Annotated in this window: 13 protein-coding genes; 6 read left to right on the top strand and 7 right to left on the bottom strand. The window is 57.7% G+C overall.

Annotation, left to right across the window (positions count from 1 at the left end):
* Positions 1-5 precede the first annotated feature (5 nt).
* The 6 genes from ACEWL3_RS09945 to selD all read left to right on the top strand — a co-directional run bounded on the left by ACEWL3_RS09945 (position 6) and on the right by selD (position 10,484).
* Positions 6-539, top strand: coding sequence for an RNA polymerase sigma factor (locus tag ACEWL3_RS09945; RefSeq protein ID WP_386182248.1), 534 nt, complete (start codon positions 6-8; stop codon positions 537-539).
* On the top strand, positions 536-2,566 hold the full coding sequence (locus ACEWL3_RS09940; protein WP_386182250.1) for a vWA domain-containing protein: 2,031 nt from the start codon (positions 536-538) through the stop codon (positions 2,564-2,566). The genes ACEWL3_RS09945 and ACEWL3_RS09940 overlap by 4 nt, the downstream gene beginning before the upstream one ends.
* A 160-nt stretch (positions 2,567-2,726) precedes the next feature.
* Positions 2,727-3,449 (top strand): ImuA family protein, encoded by a 723-nt coding sequence (locus ACEWL3_RS09935; protein ID WP_386182252.1) that lies wholly within the window; start codon positions 2,727-2,729, stop codon positions 3,447-3,449.
* Complete coding sequence (locus tag ACEWL3_RS09930; RefSeq protein WP_386182254.1) at positions 3,340-4,884, top strand: Y-family DNA polymerase; 1,545 nt, start codon at positions 3,340-3,342, stop codon at positions 4,882-4,884. Before ACEWL3_RS09935 ends, ACEWL3_RS09930 begins: the two co-directional genes overlap by 110 nt.
* Positions 4,884-8,195, top strand: a complete 3,312-nt coding sequence (locus tag ACEWL3_RS09925; protein WP_386182256.1) for an error-prone DNA polymerase — start codon at positions 4,884-4,886, stop codon at positions 8,193-8,195. The genes ACEWL3_RS09930 and ACEWL3_RS09925 overlap by 1 nt, the downstream gene beginning before the upstream one ends.
* 126 nt (positions 8,196-8,321) lie before the next feature.
* Complete coding sequence (gene selD / locus ACEWL3_RS09920; protein WP_386182258.1) at positions 8,322-10,484, top strand: selenide, water dikinase SelD; 2,163 nt, start codon at positions 8,322-8,324, stop codon at positions 10,482-10,484.
* Here selD and mnmH read toward each other — a convergent pair.
* From mnmH to ACEWL3_RS09885, 7 genes are all read right to left on the bottom strand, one after another.
* A complete protein-coding gene (mnmH, locus tag ACEWL3_RS09915) occupies positions 10,477-11,523 on the bottom strand; it encodes a tRNA 2-selenouridine(34) synthase MnmH (RefSeq protein ID WP_386182260.1) in 1,047 nt (348 codons plus the stop codon). The two genes, selD and mnmH, sit on opposite strands and share 8 nt — an antisense overlap.
* Positions 11,524-11,675: 152 nt before the next feature.
* On the bottom strand, positions 11,676-12,146 hold the full coding sequence (locus tag ACEWL3_RS09910) for an Hsp20 family protein (RefSeq protein WP_386182262.1): 471 nt from the start codon (positions 12,144-12,146) through the stop codon (positions 11,676-11,678).
* A gap of 128 nt (positions 12,147-12,274) precedes the next feature.
* Positions 12,275-13,096, bottom strand: coding sequence for a trypsin-like serine peptidase (locus ACEWL3_RS09905; RefSeq protein WP_386182264.1), 822 nt, complete (start codon positions 13,094-13,096; stop codon positions 12,275-12,277).
* Positions 13,097-13,098: 2 nt separating this feature from the next.
* Positions 13,099-13,902 carry a trypsin-like serine peptidase gene (locus ACEWL3_RS09900; protein ID WP_435000800.1) on the bottom strand — a complete coding sequence of 268 codons (804 nt, stop codon included), beginning with the start codon at positions 13,900-13,902 and terminating at the stop codon, positions 13,099-13,101.
* A gap of 79 nt (positions 13,903-13,981) precedes the next feature.
* Positions 13,982-15,310: a glycolate oxidase subunit GlcF gene (gene glcF, locus ACEWL3_RS09895; protein ID WP_386182267.1), complete on the bottom strand. Its 1,329-nt coding sequence runs from the start codon at positions 15,308-15,310 to the stop codon at positions 13,982-13,984.
* A 122-nt stretch (positions 15,311-15,432) separates the two neighbouring features.
* Complete coding sequence (glcE, locus tag ACEWL3_RS09890; RefSeq protein WP_386182269.1) at positions 15,433-16,551, bottom strand: glycolate oxidase subunit GlcE; 1,119 nt, start codon at positions 16,549-16,551, stop codon at positions 15,433-15,435.
* An 80-nt stretch (positions 16,552-16,631) separates the two neighbouring features.
* Positions 16,632-18,083: an FAD-linked oxidase C-terminal domain-containing protein gene (locus tag ACEWL3_RS09885; RefSeq protein ID WP_386182271.1), complete on the bottom strand. Its 1,452-nt coding sequence runs from the start codon at positions 18,081-18,083 to the stop codon at positions 16,632-16,634.
* Between the last annotated feature and the right edge of the window lie 77 nt (positions 18,084-18,160).

Below are 18,160 nucleotides of genomic sequence, written 5' to 3'. Positions count from 1 at the left end.
TGTTGATGAAAACCAGCAATGAAACTCTGGCGCTTGCCGCAGCAGGGGGCGATGCGGCGGCATTCTCCAATCTGTTGGAGCGGCAGTATGACCGGCTGTTTCGCCTGTGCTTTCGGTTGACCGGATCACAAGCAGACGCAGAGGATCTGACCCAAGATATTTGCGCCGCCCTGCCCGCAAAACTGCGCAGCTACCGGGGCGACGCGGCGCTCACCACGTGGCTCTACCGTCTGTGCGTCAACGCTGCCCACGACCGCCGCCGCCGTGCGGCAACCCATGCCAAAGCGGCATCTGGCTGGGGAGATTGGGAAGTGAACCGTCGCGCCGCCGATACAGAAACAGCAAAGGCCGTCGATTGGCTGACCTGCGCCATGCGCGTCCTGCCCGACGACCTGCGCGACACATTGGCATTGGTGCTGGATGACATGACACATGCCCAAGCGGGCGACATTCTGGGCGTATCCGAAGGCACTATCAGCTGGCGGATATCTCAGGCCAAGAAACAACTCGCGCAGATGCGCAAGGAGGAAGAGCAATGAGCGGCGACCTCAAAGAACTGAAAAACATGATGAACGCCGTTACCCCGCGCCCCGATGCCGCACGTCGGGCCGAAAATATCGCGCTGGCGCAGAAAAATTTCGAAACCCTCCAAGGATCGCATAAGGACGCGCGTCCTACTTCCAATCGCCCGATGACGGGCCTTTGGACAGGAGCGAAGATTATGCTAAATACACTGACATCCCGCGCGGGTCTGACCGCATCAACCGCATTGATCGCCATTGGCCTTATTGCTTTTACGCAAATTGGCGACAACCTGCTGAACCCCGGCGGCATCAACGAAGCTGATTACGGCAGTATTCCAGCGAGCAAACAGGTACCCAAGCCCGAAGCGGCTGGACCCATTTTGGCTGAGCGGACTGACACCACAAAGCGCGAAGTGCGTGAGGAACAGTCCCTGTCTATAACGCCGAGTTTGGACCTGACCGAAGCGGATTCAGAAAGCCTGTCTGATGGTGCTACGTTCCAAACTGAAAGTGGTGGGGTCGCCAGTCTTAATTCTCTGCCCGCGCCCGTTCCCTCTTCCCCAGTCGAATTGACACGCTCCCGGGTGCAGACCGAGGGGTACGTAGTGGGCGGCCTTGTGGCGGATGAAGCGCCACAATTGGAATTGCCCAACACCGAGGAATTTGCCAATGCCGATACCAACCCGGTGCACATTGTCACTGAGGAACCTGTCTCGACTTTCTCTATCGACGTCGACACCGCATCCTATGCGGTGATCCGTAACTCACTGACGAACGGATACCTACCCAATACCGACGCGATACGGATAGAGGAAATGGTGAATTATTTCCCCTACGACTATCCTACTCCCGATGCGGACGCGGCTTTTCGCCCGACCGTCTCCATCACCCAGACCCCATGGAACCCCGACACCCGGCTTGTGCAAATCGGCATCCAAGGTGCGGTGCCGGATGCCACTGATCGCCCACCCCTAAACCTCGTGTTCCTGATCGACACTTCCGGGTCAATGAACAACCCTGACAAGCTGCCCCTGCTCAAACAGAGCTTTCGCCTGATGTTGGGCCAATTGCGTCCCGAAGATCAGATCGCCATCGTCACCTATGCGGGCAGTGCCGGACAGGTGCTGGCACCCACTCCGGCAGGAGAGCGCGCCACGATTCTCGCCGCCCTCGACAATCTTGGCGCGGGTGGGTCCACAGCGGGTCAGGCAGGTCTGCAGCAGGCCTATGCTACCGCTGCAGCCATGGCCGAAGACGGCGATGTAAACCGCGTTATCCTTGCCACGGATGGCGATTTCAATGTGGGGCTTTCTGACCCTGAAGCGCTGAAAAACTATATTGCTGACAAGCGCGAAACCGGCACCTATCTCAGTGTTCTTGGCTTTGGTCGCGGCAACCTTGACGACGCCACCATGCAGGCCTTGGCCCAGAACGGCAACGGCCAGGCGGCCTATATCGACACATTGTCAGAGGCGCAAAAGGTGCTGGTGGATCAATTGGGAGGTGCGTTGTTCCCCATCGCCAATGACGTCAAAATTCAGGTTGAATTCAACCCCGCCCAAGTCGCCGAATACCGTCTGATCGGGTATGAAACGCGCGCCCTGCGCCGCGAGGATTTCAACAACGACAAGGTGGATGCGGGTGACATTGGCGTGGGCCATCAGGTGACGGCGCTTTATGAAGTCACGCCCGTTGGCTCACCTGCGCAACTCAGTGATCCGTTGCGCTATGGCACATCGGACACCGCGACCGACAGCAATGATGAACTTGGCTTTTTGCGTCTGCGGTACAAGGCCCCTGGGGCTGCGACCAGCCAGTTGATCGAGGCCCCGATCAGCACGGACACCGCGCAAGCGGACGCGGGGTTTGCCACCGCCATCGCGGGCTTTGGTCAACTGCTGCGCGGCAGCCCCTATCTGGGTGATTGGTCGTATGCCGATGCCATCGCCCTTGCGAACAGCACCAAGGGTAACGATCCGTTTGGCTATCGCGCTGAAGCTGTCCAATTGATGCGGTTGGCGGCAAGCCTGTCACAAAACTGAGCATCCTCTGGAGAGAGTGATATTTTCAAGGCGGGCCACATCAGGTCCGCCTTGAAGCGCTTTATGTACCCGCTTTACCTGACGAACCCACCCCATAAATGTGTCTCGCCATCTGCAACCTTTTCATGTAGAACAAAAAGTGAACATACTGGAGGCATGCATGCCAACCGATTCCCCTTTTGGGCAGGTGATCTCCCTGTCCGCAAAACGTCTTGTCAGGGACGTGCCCGCCCCAAACGGGGGCGATGCGGTGCTGCGCGATGTGCTGGCAGGGGGGCCGTTCGATGCTGCGGTGACAGGTTTTGTGCTGGCCTGCCTGCCCGACACTGCGTCCCCTGTTCTATGGGTCAGCGACCGCATGTCACGCCGCGAAAACGGGCGGCTTTATGGTGCTGCCCTGCGCAGGTTTGGCTTCAAGGGGCGCGTGCTGCGGGTCGAAGTCAGCCATCCCCGCGACGTCCTTTGGGCGATGGAGGAAGGGGCAGCCTGTGCCGGATTGGCCGCTGTGGTCGGCGAAATTCATGGCGCGCCCGAGGTGCTCAGCTTTACCGCAACCAAACGGCTGGCCCTGCGCGCCGAAGCCTCAAAGGTACCCATCTGGCTGATCCGATCAGGCGATCCCGGCGCGCTCTCTGCGGCGCGCGAACGCTGGCGGGTGTCCTCCGTTTCATCGCAAAAACATCCGCACGATGCCGGGGCCCCCGGCGTACCATTGTGGGAGGCGGAATTGTTCCGGGCACGGGGCCGCGCACCGGGGCTGTGGGTGGCCGAATATGACCCAAAGGCACGCACAGCAGCGGATCGTCTCCGCCTACTTCCCCGACCTGTCGATGGACAGATGGCGGCGGATCACGGCGCAACAGCGGACGCTGCCGGGGGATGATGTGCCAGTGGTTCTGGCACAGCAAGGCAGCCACGGCCCGATCATCTATGCTCTAAGTACAGCCGCCCGTGCACGCGGTATCACACAAGGCGCGCGGGTGGTTGATGTACAGGCTATCCATCCCGACCTGCATGTGGAACAGGCCGATGTGCAGGGCGATCAGGCGTTGCTGACCCAGGTGGCGCATTGGGCGCGGCGTTGGTGCCCTTGGACCGTGCGTGATGGTACCGATGGAATTGTGATGGACGTGACCGGGGCCGCACATCTGTTTGGGGGCGAGCCCGCATTGCTGCGCGATATGGGGGTGCGGTTCAAAATGCAGGGACTGACCGCGCGGCTGGCCATCGCGCCCACACGTGGTGCCGCACAAATGCTGGCGCGCTATGGCAAAGCCAGCACGATCTGCGGTGTGGATGAAAGTGCGGCGCACCTTGCCCCTTTGCCCGCTGCGGCCCTGCGTATTGATGCCGATACCATACGCCTGTTGCAGCGCCTGGGCCTCAAGACCATTGGTGCACTTGATGCGGTGCCGCGTGTCGCAATGATGCGGCGGTTTGGCAAGATGACTGAGGATCGCAATCCGCTGATCCTGCTCGACCGCGCCTTGGGGCGCAGTGCCGATCCGCTGAACGCGCCCGCAGATGCACAGCGCTGGTTGGTGCGTGCGCGTCTACCGGAACCGGTGATTGACCCCATACCACATCTGAATGCACTGGCGGATGATCTGTGCGCGCAGCTTGCCAAGGCAGAACAGGGCGCACGCCTGTTGCGGCTGACCATCTACCGCGTCGACGGCGAATGGCGCAGCCGCGATGTGGCCACAGCCAGCGCAAGCCGTGATGCCGCGCATATGTTGCGTCTCCTGACAGGCAAGCTTGATGGAATCGACCCCGGCTTTGGGTTTGATCTACTCACCCTTGAGGCGCTCAGGGTGGAACCGCTGTCACAACACCAGGACCGACTAGATGGCAGCCGCGATACGTCGGCGGATGTGGCCGCCTTGCTGGACCGCCTAACCGCCCGGCTGGGCCCGGAAAAAATCACATGGTCAGCGTGGTGCGAAAGCCATTTGCCCGAACGGGTCGAACACACACGCCCCGCTTTGTCACATGGCCCTGCTGATGCGCCCGTACTCAGCCGCGACCGCCCCTTGCGCCTGCTGGCCCCGCCCGAAGAAATCACTGTGCTTTATGCGGTGCCCGAAGGGCCACCCGCCCGGTTCCGCTGGCGGCGGGTGGCCTATCTCACCGCGCGTCACGAGGGACCCGAACGCATCGCGCCGGAATGGTGGCGCGACCGCCCCGGTACCCGGCTGCGCGATTATTACAAGATCGAGGTCACAGATGGGCGGCGGTTCTGGATCTACCGCGAGGGCATACTGGGCGATGGACGCGGGGATGCGCCGCGATGGTTTCTGCATGGGGTGTTTGAATAATGCCCCAGCAAGAAGGACATAAACGCCGCACGCTAGACACCAATGACCCGTTTCAATGGCACGACCCCGGCCCATATGTGGAATTGGGGCTTGCCAGTTGTTTTTCATTCCTGCGTGCCGCGTCTGATGCCGTTGACCTGACCGCCACGGCAAACCTGTTGGGCTATCACAGCATTGGCATTGCCGATCACAACACGCTGGCCGGGGTCGTGCGCATGCATACCGAGGCGCGCAAAGCCAAGGTGCGGCCCATAATTGGCACGCGGCTGGTGTTGATGTGCGGTGTCGAACTGCTGGCCTATCCGATGGACCGCGATGCCTATGCACGGCTGTCAATGTTGCTGTCCAAGGGCAAGATGGCCGATGTGAATGGCGGCTGGCAGGAAAAGGGTGAAACTCATCTGACGCTTGAAATGCTGGCATCCCATGCCGAGGGCGTGCAACTGATCATAATGCCCGGTCCCAATCTGGACCTATTCGAAGCGGGATTGCCCCGCGTGGTTCGCACGGTGCCCGGGCTGCGCCATATTGGGGCGACGTATCTCTATCGCGGCGATGACGTGGCCCGGATCAATCGGTTGGACAGCATCGCGCGCGCGCATGGCTTGGGCATACTCGCCACCAATGACGTGCTTTATCACACACCACAGCGGCGGCCCCTGCAGGATGTGATGACCTGTATTCGCGAAGGGACGACAGTTGAAAGGGCAGGATTTCTGCTTGAGGCCAACGCCGAACGCCACCTCAAACCACCACATGAAATGATCCGCCTTTTTGACCGCTGGCCCCATGCCATCCGCGCCACACGCCAGGTGGCGGATACCTGTGCCTTTTCGCTGGATGATCTGAAATATGAATACCCGCACGAGATTGAGCCTGAAGGGCGCACCGCACAGGAAGAATTGGAGCGCCTGACATGGAAAGGGGCAGAGACGCGGTATCCTGCTGGCGTGCCTGACGACATCCGCGCAATCATCGAAAAAGAATTTGCTCTGATCCGGTCCAAGAAAATTGCCCGCTATTTCCTGACCATCAATGACATCGTCCGCTTTGCCCGTCAGGAGGCGGAACCTCCGATCCTGTGTCAGGGTCGTGGGTCGGCCGCCAATTCCGCAGTCTGTTTCTGCCTTGGCATCACATCTGTGGACCCCGCCGAACATGACGTTCTGTTTGAACGTTTCTTAAGCGAAGAGCGTGACGAACCACCCGACATCGACGTCGATTTTGAACACGAGCGACGCGAGGAAGTGATCCAGTACATGTATCACAAATATGGCCGGGACCGTGCGGGGCTTTGCGCCACCGTGATCCACTATCGCCCACGTTCTGCGATCCGCGAGGTGGGCAAGGCGATGGGTCTTTCCGAAGATGTGACCAGCAAACTTGCCGGCACCGTCTGGGGTAGTTTTGAGGCCGATGTGGGCGACAAACGCGTGCAGGAGGCGGGCATGGATTTGTCTGATCCATATCTGCGCCGGGTGATCACTCTGGCGCGGCAAATGACCGGGATGCCGCGCCATCTGTCACAGCACGTGGGCGGTTTCATTCTGACCGAGCGGCCGCTGACCGAGATGGTCCCGATCGGCAATGGCGCGATGCCAGAGCGGTCTTTTATTGAGTGGGACAAGGACGACATTGATGCCTTGGGCATCTTCAAGGTCGACATTCTGGCGCTGGGGATGCTGACCTGTATCGCCAAATGTTTTAATCTTTTGCGTGCCCATCACAGCATTGATCACGATCTGGCCAGTGTCCCACAGGCCGATGCCGAAACTTATGACATGTTGTGTGCGGGCGACAGCCTTGGTGTTTTTCAGGTCGAAAGCCGCGCGCAGATGGCGATGCTGCCAAAGCTGCGACCGCGAAAGTTTTATGATCTGGTGATCGAGGTGGCAATCGTGCGGCCAGGCCCCATTCAGGGCGACATGGTGCACCCCTATCTGCGGCGACGGCAGGGGCTGGAAGGGGTCAGTTATCCCGCCCCCGGTCCGGACCATCCACAGGATGAATTGATGAAAATTCTGGGGCGGACATTGGGGGTGCCCATCTTTCAGGAACAGGCCATGAAAATAGCGATGGATGCGGCCCGTTTCAGCGCACAGGAAAGCAATGAGTTGCGCAAAGCCATGGCAACTTTTCGGTCACGCGGCACCATTGAGAAATTGCAGGAAAAAATGGTGGGGCGCATGGTGAAGCGCGGCTATGACCCTGACTTTGCCCAGCGCTGTTTTGATCAGATCAAAGGGTTTGGAGAATATGGGTTTCCTGAATCCCATGCCGCCAGCTTTGCCAAGCTGGTCTATGTGTCGTCATGGATGAAATGCCATTACCCCGATGCCTTTTGTGCCGCTTTGCTGAACAGCCAGCCGATGGGGTTTTATGCCCCCGCCCAGATCGTGCGCGATGCGCGCGAACACGGGGTCGAGGTGCGCGGGGTGGATGTGGATTTCTCTGACTGGCACTGCACATTGGAACCCTGCAAGGATGGTTTTGCCGTGCGTCTGGGGCTGCGGCAAGTGGATGGCCTGCGCGAGGATGCCGCCGCCCGGATCATGGCGGCCCGAGATGCGCCATTTGTGGATGTGGCGGATTTAAAAGCACGCGCACGCCTTGATCGCGGCACCATCCGGCGTCTGGCAGCGGCGGATGCCATGCGCAATATGGGCATAGATCGGCGTCAGGCACTGTGGCAGGCGCAAGGGTTAAAAGACGCGCCCGAACTGCCAATTTTTACCCATGCAGAGGCCCGCGATGAGGGCGCAGAACCTGTGGTCACACTGCCCACGATGCCACAGGCGGAACATGTTGTGGCAGACTATCAGACACTGCGCCTGTCGCTCAAAGCGCACCCGCTAAGCTTCTTTCGGGCCAGTTTGCGCAGCCAGGGGTTTGCAGCATCAGATGAACTGCCGGGAATGTTTCACGGGCAGAAGGTATCGCTGGCTGGCTTGGTGCTGGTGCGTCAAAAACCTGGCAGCGCAAAGGGCGTCTGCTTTATCACGCTGGAGGACGAAACCGGGGTGGCAAACCTTGTAATCTGGCCAAAGCTTTTTGACCATTTTCGCCCGGTTATCATGTCTGCGCGTCTGTTGGTGGTCCACGGGCGCGTGCAAAGTGATGGGCGCGTCATTCATGTTGTTGCTGATCAATTGGAGAACCGGACAGACCGTTTGGATGCTCTGTCTGAGGATGCAATGCCGCCGCCGGATGCACGCGGCGATCACCCGACACATCCCATTGCAGGTCAGGTCGGTGGGCGCAGGCATCCACGCGACGTGCGTGTCATTCCAAAGTCGCGGGATTTTCATTAGCAGGTGCCATGTCGGGCTGTTAGCCTATAGAACGGCTGTGCCACACATGTTCTATCTGCGAAATCAGAGGCTTTCGTGTCAGGCACCCATGATGTTCAGCTTCAAGAAGAAGAGAAAGACTTGTCCATGCTAAATGACGTCCCTTTGACACGCGACCTTGTGCTGGTTGGCGGCGGGCATGCACACGCGCTGGTGCTCAAGGCCTGGGGGATGAATCCATTGCCGGGGGCGCGATTAACGGTGATCAATCCCGGTCCAACTGCACCCTATACAGGCATGTTGCCGGGTCATGTGGCTGGGCATTACGGGCGTGATGATCTGGAAATTGATCTGGTCCGCCTGTGCCGTCATGCCGGTGCGCGACTGATCCTGAGCAAAGCGACAGCCATAGACCGGCAAGCACATGAGATCATCGTCGACGGCCGCGGGCCAGTTGCCTACGACATCGCCTCCATAGACATTGGTATTACAGCACAGATGGATTTGCCCGGATTTGCGGATCATGCCGTGGGGGCAAAGCCGCTTGATGTCTATGCAGCCCGCTGGCGGGATTTCCTGGATCAAGTTACTTTTGGCAAGGCAGAGCCAAAGGTCGCAGTAATTGGCGGTGGTGTGGCGGGTTGCGAACTGGCAATGGCGATGGCCTTTGCCATGACGCAGGCAGGTGTATCGCCGCAGGTTACGGTCATCGAAGCAGGGCCACAGATATCAGGCGTCGGGCCCCACGCCCGGTCAATGCTGTTATCAGCGATGACCGATCTCGGCATTGGCTTGCGCTTGAATGCCCGCATTGAACGGATTGAAGCGCAACAGGTTTTGCTGAATGAACAGGACCCGGTCTCAGCCCGGTTTTGCGTCGGGGCCGCAGGTGCCTTTCCACATGAATGGATCACCCAGACCGACTTGCCGCAAAAAGATGGGTTTATTGAAGTCGGACCTGATCTGAGCATCGCTGGCGACAACACGCTCTTTGCTGTCGGGGATTGCGCCCATATGCCCTTTGCCCCCCGGCCCAAAGCAGGCGTATTCGCCGTACGCGCTGCACCGATACTGCACGCCAACTTGCGGGCCGCGCTATCGGGTGGCCGCACGCGCACCTTCAAACCGCAGAAAAATTATCTCAAGCTGATTTCGCTGGGCGGCAAGTCGGCAATGGCTGAAAAATACGGGTTGGCATTCGCAGGACCGCTTTTGTGGCGTTGGAAGAACCGGATTGATCAGGCGTTTATGGACCGTCTGGAACATTTGCAAGTGATGAAAGCGCAGCCTGCTCCGACACAGGTGGCAAGCGGCGTGCAAGAAATATTGGCCGACAAGCCGCTGTGCGGCGGGTGTGGGGCCAAGGTTGGCGGTGGCGTGTTGTCGGATGCGCTATGTGATCTGCCCAAGATTAGCGGTGATGTTGTGGCCGGGGCCGGCGATGATGCCGCTATTTTGCGGACCCCGGGCGGTGGGTTTCAAGTGATGAGCACCGACCACCTGCGCAGCATCGTGCATGACCCGGTACAGATGACGCGGATCGCTGCGGTGCATGCGCTTGGCGATGTCTGGGCAATGGGTGCCAAACCACAAGTGGCATTGGCCAGCTTGATTTTGCCGCGCATGTCTGCCGCATTACAGGCCCGGACCCTGCGTGAAATAACCCAATCCGCGACCGAGGTATTCCACACTGCCGGGGCGCAACTGGTCGGCGGGCATACGACGATGGGCGCGGAAATGACCATCGGATTCACGGTCACCGGGACCTGCCCAACAATGCCAATTACCGTCGCTGGCGCGCAGACAGGTGATGTGCTGGTGCTCACCCGGCCGATTGGGTCAGGGGTCATCATGGCAGCACACATGCAGGGCAGCGCCGAGGGGCGCATCGTTGCAAAAGCATTACAAATCATGGAACGCCCTCAGCACCGCGAAGCAGAAGTGTTGCGTCAGGCCCATGCAATGACGGATGTGACGGGTTTTGGCCTTGCCGGGCATGTGCGTGCGATCTGCCTTGCCTCGGAACTTGACGCAGAGCTTTGGCAATCCGCAATCCCGATCTATCCCGGCGCGCGCACACTTTCCGACCGTGGCGTGGCATCGACGCTGATGCCGTCAAACCGCGCGGATGCCGCAGTTGCAGGCATTGAGGATGCGCTTCTCTTTGATCCGCAAACGGCTGGTGGATTGTTGGCGGCGATGCCCCGGAAGGACGCTGAACGCGCCGTCGCGGCATTAGCAGAAATGGGCTGCGACGGGCATATTATCGGGCGACTTGAATCAGGTGTGGGCACCGTCACTCTTATTTAAGCTCGGGCGTCAACCGGGCTGCGGTAATCGCAAGTGTTTCATCGTCCAAATCTAGCAGGTCAATCACCTGGGTGTAATTTTGAAGCCGCACCGCAGATCTCGCGTAGCGCGGGTCGTAGTGATCTGCGATCAGGTTTTCCGCCAGTTTGTGCCAATCCCCTGCATCCGCATATGCCTGCCATTGTGCAATCGTATCGCCTGCGTGATACGGGCGCAGGCGGTCAATCTGCTCATGCAAATTGGCCCTGTCTTCGGTCAGGTCAGCATATGCCCTGCAAAGGTAAGCAGCGCGTGCAGGCAACGGTGCACGGATTTCGACCCGAGGTGCCGCGCACATCGCTGTCCACAATGAGGGTGGGACAGACCGCGCCCCAACCTTGCTGCTTTCCGCTTCGATCCAAGTCATCTTGGTCGGGTCAAATGTGTTCAACGCCGCCGCCAGACGCGATTCAAACATCTTTTGCGTGGGCTGCCCGCCGGCCACTGCACCGAAAAGAGAGCCTCGGTGCTGTGCGAGGCCTTCCAGATCAAGCATCTGCGCACCCGCTTGTTCGAGATGGTGCAACAGACGTGTTTTGGCTGTCCCTGTCCCCCCTTGGATCAAAGTAATCCGGTGTGGCAAAGGCGTGTCATAAAGCATGCCAACAACCAGACGCCGATAACTGCGATAGCCACCGGCGAGCAGCGAGACCCGCCACCCCACCTGTGTCAGAATGGTTGCAAAAGCACCGGACCGCTGACCGCCCCGCCAACAATAGATCAGTGGTTGCCAGTCCCCTTGTTTCTCAGCAAGTGGGCCGCGCAGGTGGTGGGCAGTGTTCTGGGCCAGCATCGCCCCGCCAATCTTGCGCGCACTGAACGGCGACACCTGTGCATAGACCGTGCCAACTTCGGCACGCTCGTCATCGGACAAGACCGGCAGATTGATCGCACCTGGCACATGGTCCTCTGCAAATTCGGAGGGGGCACGCACGTCAATAATCGTATCCACGCCAAGATCAGCGATGTCCGTCAGCGCCTTGAGGGTAACAGGGTTCATGTGCGGGATGCCTTTGGCAATGTCATGCCCCTTCTAGCGGGTCTGATGGTAGGGTCTAGGTCGCAGTGCCAATGACCGATCAGGAACCTGAATTAAAACGAAAAGGCCCGAAGCAACACTCCGGGCCTTAAAGATCTGAGGGGGATCAGACCTTAGTTAACAGATTTGGCATCAACCACATCTTTTTCGATCGCTTTGTTGTCTGATGCGATCTGAATCTGGCGGGGCTTCAAAGCCTCTGGCACCTGCCGCTCCAGTTCAATGTGCAACATGCCGTCCGCATGCGCGGCACCTGTCACATGGACGTGGTCAGCAAGGTGGAAACGGCGTTCAAAGGCGCGGGTGGCGATACCACGGTGCAGGTATTTGCGCCCTTCTGCTTCTTCCGTCTTCCGGGCTGAAACGATCAGCGCCTTTTCACGCACTTCAACGGACAGATCCGCATCCGAAAATCCAGCGACGGCGATAGAGATGCGGTAAGCATCGTCATCAAGTTTTTCGATATTGTAAGGGGGATAGCTTGGTGTGGCACCGTCATTGGTCAACACCCGGTCCATCATATTGGCGATTTGGTCAAAGCCAACGCTGGAACGGTAAAGTGGTGCAAAATCAAAACTACGCATAGTGTCATCCTCATCTTTGAGCGATCAAACATATAGGCCTTCCACCATTGGACAGACCCGGTTTTGTTCCGCCAAGGCCCTCAACAGGCACCTTGACACCATTGATGTGGGAAGGATGGTCGGTGGTTTCAAGACCCTTTCGCGGTGACGAATTTCGCACCGGTTGAGGATCGTTTTTGGCCTGCGCCCAGCCGGCGCACTTGCGCAACAGGGGCCGATTTATTGGCATACATCTGCCGCTTTAGATCAGATATCAGCGGCGGCAATTCCATGCCAAGGGTAATGTTTTTGCCGTCAACAATGCCACCACCCGAAATGACCGACACAATCTGACCGCGACCATTGAGATGGGTGAACACAGGCGCGCCGCTGGACCCGTGGGTCACATCGCAGTCGAACGCGATCAACCCCTGCTGGCGGCCAAGGACCTCACATTGGTCCTGCCGCGACAATGCGTCAGACCGTCCTTGCCCATAAGAGACAACGCTCACTGACCCGCGGGGCAGAGAACTCGAAAATACTGCAAAGGGGTCAAGCTCATGTGTCGGGATCGGATCGGTCAATCGGACGAGCGCGATATCATGGCGGACATTTTCCAGGCTATAGTCGGAATGAGGGTCATAGCCCTGATGGGCCTCAATCTGCGCAACAACGCGACGTGCTGCCGCCTGGCCGTTTGTGAGCCCGGCCTGAAAAGTGAGCTTCTCGGCTTTGACCAGCGCGCCATCTGATCTTTGATAAACACAATGCGCCGCGGTCAGTACCAAATCAGGAGCAATCAACGTGCCGGTGCAATAACCGTCTTTACCGATGTCGAGGCGTCCAATTGATTGCCACGCCAGCGCGTCATTCTGCGTACCCAGTTTTCGCAGCTTGGTCGATTCAGCCAAACCGGGGGGCACAAGCAGAATGGTGCTGAGCGCCAGTGTGGCCGTTATGCGTTTCAGCATCCTCATGGCTTTACAAATTTCGCGCCCGTATCGCGGCCAGTTTGCCCCACAACTATCCGCTTACTGCCTGGACCGGGCTCTAGAAATACACCTTTGCCGGCAATCAATTCTGCTTGCAGCAATGCCAATGGTGCTGCGAGGTCAGTTCCCAGTGATACGTCTTTTCCGTCCACAATGGCCTTGGCCGACACGACCGAAACGATCTGCGGCTCGCCATATTGGAAGGTAAAAATCGGTGCACCACTTGATCCAAAATCAACTGAACAGGACGTCACCAACATTCCTTCCTGTTTGGCCAGAACGGTGCAGACTTCTTGCAATGACGGCGCTTCTGAACGGTCGCGGGCATAGCTCACAACGCCAACTGGATCACCCGGCCGCGGAAGGGCTGCGGTCGCAAATGGCACAATTGTGGTGTTTTGGATCGGTCGCTCGAGTTCGAGCAATGCCAGATCATTACGCACCCGTTCAGCAGATACTGCACCGTCATAAACATAATCCGGGTGAACCACAGCGCGGCGAACATCACGGTAGGCACCCGCGCGGCCATTTCGCCAACCGGCAAGGAATTGCACGTCGCTATGATCAATTTGTTGTCTTGTTTCGCTGTCAAAAAGACAGTGCGCGGCGGTTAAGACAAGTCGTGGCGCAATCAGGGAACCGGTACAAAAGCCCGATCCGGCAATATCCAGCCTGCCAACAGCCTCCCACGCGTGGGCCTCGATGCCTGAATCAAGCCGCCGCAAATTCGCATCTTGCGCGATTGCGACGGTCGTAATGACCGTTGCCATCAAAGAAAGAGCCATCCAACGCCGCAACTCATCACCTCACAATTTCATTTAAATAGGCCCTATAGGTGAGTTACGGCGAAATTAGGGCGATTTACTAACGCAAACGGGGGATATCCGTATCGGCCGTGTTTGCACCGTCAAGTGCGGGTGGTTTTGGCCCCCCTGCCGCCCAATCCAGCAATTCAACCGTGTGAACAATCGGTACTGATGCCGCCGATCCGATCTGCATCATACAGCCGATATTGCCTGCCGCAATCACATCAGGGTTCTTTGCCTCAAGCGTGCGCACTTTGCGCTCCTTCAGCTTTTTGGAAATGTCCGGCTGCATCAAATTATAGGTCCCCGCCGACCCACAGCACAGATGGGAATCACTGGGTTCAACCACAGTAAACCCTGCATTTCGCAAGAGATCTTTGGGGTAGGTCTTGATTTGTTGGCCATGCTGCAACGAACATGCGGCATGGTAAGCCACAACCATGCCGTCGTGGGCGTTGCTGGCTTTTGGTGCCTCTAAATCCATCAGAACTTCTGAAACATCTTTTGCAATCGCCGAAACACGCGCTGCGTCCTTGGCCAAAGGTTCATTTCGGAACATATGCCCGTAATCCTTGACCGTGGTGCCACAACCAGACGTGTTGATCACAATTGCGTCAAGTCCGCCATTGTCCATCTCTGCACACCATGCCCTGATGTTTTTGGCTGCTGTTTCATGGCTTTCGCTGGTCTTGCCCATATGGTGGGTCAAAGCACCACAGCACCCTGCCCCCTTCGCCACGACCACCTCGCAACCAAGCCGTGTCAGCAATCTGATCGTGGCATCATTAATATCGGTGTTCAGCGCCTTTTGTGCGCACCCCGTCATCAGCGCGATCCGTTTTTTGCGAACACCTGATGAGGCAAACGTCTGTGGATCGTCATTGCGGCTGACGGGGGGAATGACTTTTGGGGCCATTTCCAGCATTGCGCGCAACCTTGCATCAGGCATCAAACGCGCAAAGGGGCGGCCAATCTTGGCCCCTAACAAAGCGACCCGAAACCGCATCGGATATGGCAAAATGCGCGCCAAAATCCATCGCAGGGCGCGGTCACTAAAGGGCCGTTTGTACCTGCGTTCAATATAATCACGCGCATGGTCCACCAAATGCATATAGTGCACACCAGAGGGGCAGGTGGTCATGCAGGCCAGACACGACAGGCAGCGGTCGATATGTTTGACCGTCTTGGCATCCGGGTCACGGTCATTTTCCAGCATGTCCTTGATCAGATAAATCCGACCCCGCGGACTGTCCAATTCATCGCCCAACACCTGATAGGTGGGGCACGTCGCCGTGCAAAACCCGCAATGCACGCAGGATCGCAAAATCTCGTTGCTGCGCTTAATTGCCGGGTCTTTCAGCTGCGTTGGGGTAAAAGTCGTTTGCATGGTCTCTCCGGGGTGGTTGGGTCAAAGACCTACACAAGAAAAAGCGGTCCGATTGTGATGAACAAGTTTACCTTTAGACCTTAAACTTAAGACAACAGTGCAGAACGCAATCAGAGTGACTGTCATGCTGCGGCATCCATTAAGCCCGCATTGAACAGGCTCTTCGGGTCAAATCGAGCCCGCAACCCGGCAGCGATCCTTGCGACACCCGCTGCTTCCGGTTGGAAGACGCCCAACCTCTGACACGTCTCTGCTGTCCCTCTGACCAAGGTTGCGTGACCACCAAATTTGCCCAGCCTTTCCCGAAGGTCGCTTTCCGGTGCCATGCGCAACCAGATCAGGCCACCGGCCCAGTCAAAATAATGTGCTTCTGCTTCTGCGCGGCTGGCCAGAGAGGGGGCGTCAGATGGCTTGCATGACACGCGCCATACATCGCCCTGAGCTTGCTGAAACGCGTTCACATCGCGCAAATTGGCCCACAACTTATTTGTCGCTTCTGCGGCCAGCACTTCAGTCAGAGCATCATGTGCGGATAAAAGGTCACGCAATCTATCTATACGGTACGCCACCGATGCTTCGAACCCCTCGATCCGCAACATGGTTCGGGTCGTTGTCGGGTCATGCGCAGCCCCGGTGACCTCGAACGGGCTGCCCATCGCCTGCGACAAGGCCTGCACTGCGTTTACATCCGACAATCCATGAAGGACCAGAGTTGCCTCGGTTTCTGGCCGGGGCAACACTTTTAGCGACACCTCACTGAGTACACCCAAAGTCCCGAATGATCCGGCCATAAGCTTGACCAGATCATAGCCCGTGACATTTTTCATCACCCGGCCCCCGTTCTTGATCACATTACCCCGGCCATCAACAAACCGGACCCCCAGCAGGAAATCGCGCGCGGCACCCACGGCGATACGCCTTGGCCCACTGACATTTGCTGCGAAGACGCCGCCAATCGTTGGCTTTCCCTTGGTTCCCAAAAGGCCACGATGATCCATTGGTTCAAAGGCCAAACGCTGATTTTCCTTGGCTAAAGCCTTTTCGATATCCGCAACTGGGGTCCCTGCCTGCGCGACCATCGTCAAGGCTCCCGGTTCGTAAAGTGTGATGCCTGACAGGCCAGCCACACTCATCACCTCACCTGACCCGGCCATACCTCTGGTACCGCCACCACGGATGCTGAGCGGTCCACCAGCCTCCGCAACCATTTGCGCCAATTCATTTTCGTTCGAAGGTTTCATAGGTCTATTTGGCCTTAAAAATTTGTCAGGGAATTACAGGCTGCGGCTCTCATCCATTTGCTACTGGGGCGGCAGCACGATCACTCAGCAGCCAATGCCGCCAAACTCCGCCGATGCTCAGACGCGTCCAATGGAAATACTTTGGCCGGGTTCAGTAACCATGCCGGGTCAAACACATCTTTCACCGCCATCTGCGCCTCCAAATCCGGGGCCGCATATTGCACGTGCATCAAATCGCGCTTTTCGATGCCGACACCATGTTCACCCGTCAGACAGCCCCCTGCTTCAACGCAAAGCTTCAGAATGTCCGCCCCAAATGCCTCGCAAAGCTCCAGATCACCGGGTTTGTTTGCATCAAACAGAATTAGCGGATGCATGTTTCCATCGCCCGCATGAAAAACATTGCCAACCTTCAGCCCATACTGCTCTGACATCTCACCGATCCGCCGCAGTACCATCGGCAGCGACGACACAGGAATCGTACCATCCAGACACATGTAATCGTTTATCTGGCCCATTGCCCCAAAGGCAGACTTGCGGCCCAGCCATATTTTGGCGCTTTCTTCGGCAGATTTACTTTCGCGCAGTTCAACCGGGTTATGCCGACGTGCGATGTCCATGATAAGCGATAGCTGATGATCAATCTCTGCATCCGATCCTTCGACCTCGACGATCAACAGCGCTTCACACATTGGATAGCCGGCCTTGGCAAACGCTTCTGTTGCCTCGATACACGGACGGTCCATAAATTCGATCGCAACGGGTAAAACACCGGCCTTGATGATGTCGGACACACAGGCCCCGGCAACTTCGTTGTCATCAAATCCCATCAGCACCGGCCGCGCACCTTCGGGCTTGGGCAAAATCCGCAGGGTTGCTTCGGTTACGACGCCCAATTGTCCCTCTGATCCACAGATCAGTCCCAATAGGTCCAGACCACCGGCATCCAGATGCCCCCCACCAACCTCAATGACTTCGCCGTCCATCATTACCATGGTGACGCCCATCAGGTTGTTCGTCGTCACACCGTATTTCAGACAATGCGCACCACCCGAATTCATCGCAATATTGCCGGCAATTGCACAGGCCAGCTGGCTTGATGGATCAGGTGCATAGAAAAACCCGTTCTCTTCTACGGCCCCGGTCACGCTGAGGTTGGTCCGCCCGGTTTGAACGCGAATAATCCGATTGTCGTAATCCGTTTCCAGAACGTCATTCATCCGCGCCACACCCAGAATCAAGCAATCTGCCGTGGGCAATGCGCCTCCGGCCAACGATGTCCCTGACCCGCGCGGAACCACTGGCACGCCTTCTTGAAAACAGATGCGCAGGACGTCCGAAACTTCTGCTGTGGTACTGGGCAGAACGGCGACCATTGGCGGGCACCGATAGGCCGTTAGGGCGTCGCATTCATAAGCGCGTGTCTCGCGTTCGTCATGGATCACTGCATCAATCGGCAACACCTCTTGCAACCGTGCAACCACCCGTGCTTTTCGCGCAAGAATATCAGCATTGGGAATCGGCATTTCCATGGCAAACCTCCATTTTGGTAAACTAATATTACCAATTTATCAGACTGGCAAGATCAAACCTGTCAGAGTAAGAGCAT

The organism is Sulfitobacter sediminivivens, assembly GCF_042611115.2.
Lineage (GTDB): Bacteria > Pseudomonadota > Alphaproteobacteria > Rhodobacterales > Rhodobacteraceae > Sulfitobacter > Sulfitobacter sediminivivens.
The sequence above is the reverse complement of the archived record's forward strand: the minus strand, read 5'-3'. Positions and strand labels throughout refer to the sequence as shown.

Excerpts from the sequence above, each read along its gene's own strand:
- ACEWL3_RS09945 (WP_386182248.1), top strand. The coding sequence starts at position 6 with ATGAAAACCAGCAATGAAACTCTGGCGCTTGCCGCAGCAGGGGGCGAT.
- ACEWL3_RS09940 (WP_386182250.1), top strand. The coding sequence starts at position 536 with ATGAGCGGCGACCTCAAAGAACTGAAAAACATGATGAACGCCGTTACC.
- ACEWL3_RS09935 (WP_386182252.1), top strand. The coding sequence starts at position 2,727 with ATGCCAACCGATTCCCCTTTTGGGCAGGTGATCTCCCTGTCCGCAAAA.
- ACEWL3_RS09930 (WP_386182254.1), top strand. The coding sequence starts at position 3,340 with ATGACCCAAAGGCACGCACAGCAGCGGATCGTCTCCGCCTACTTCCCC.
- ACEWL3_RS09925 (WP_386182256.1), top strand. The coding sequence starts at position 4,884 with ATGCCCCAGCAAGAAGGACATAAACGCCGCACGCTAGACACCAATGAC.
- selD (WP_386182258.1), top strand. The coding sequence starts at position 8,322 with ATGCTAAATGACGTCCCTTTGACACGCGACCTTGTGCTGGTTGGCGGC.
- mnmH (WP_386182260.1), bottom strand. The coding sequence starts at position 11,523 with ATGAACCCTGTTACCCTCAAGGCGCTGACGGACATCGCTGATCTTGGC.
- ACEWL3_RS09910 (WP_386182262.1), bottom strand. The coding sequence starts at position 12,146 with ATGCGTAGTTTTGATTTTGCACCACTTTACCGTTCCAGCGTTGGCTTT.
- ACEWL3_RS09905 (WP_386182264.1), bottom strand. The coding sequence starts at position 13,096 with ATGCTGAAACGCATAACGGCCACACTGGCGCTCAGCACCATTCTGCTT.
- ACEWL3_RS09900 (WP_435000800.1), bottom strand. The coding sequence starts at position 13,902 with ATGGCTCTTTCTTTGATGGCAACGGTCATTACGACCGTCGCAATCGCG.
- glcF (WP_386182267.1), bottom strand. The coding sequence starts at position 15,310 with ATGCAAACGACTTTTACCCCAACGCAGCTGAAAGACCCGGCAATTAAG.
- glcE (WP_386182269.1), bottom strand. The coding sequence starts at position 16,551 with ATGAAACCTTCGAACGAAAATGAATTGGCGCAAATGGTTGCGGAGGCT.
- ACEWL3_RS09885 (WP_386182271.1), bottom strand. The coding sequence starts at position 18,083 with ATGGAAATGCCGATTCCCAATGCTGATATTCTTGCGCGAAAAGCACGG.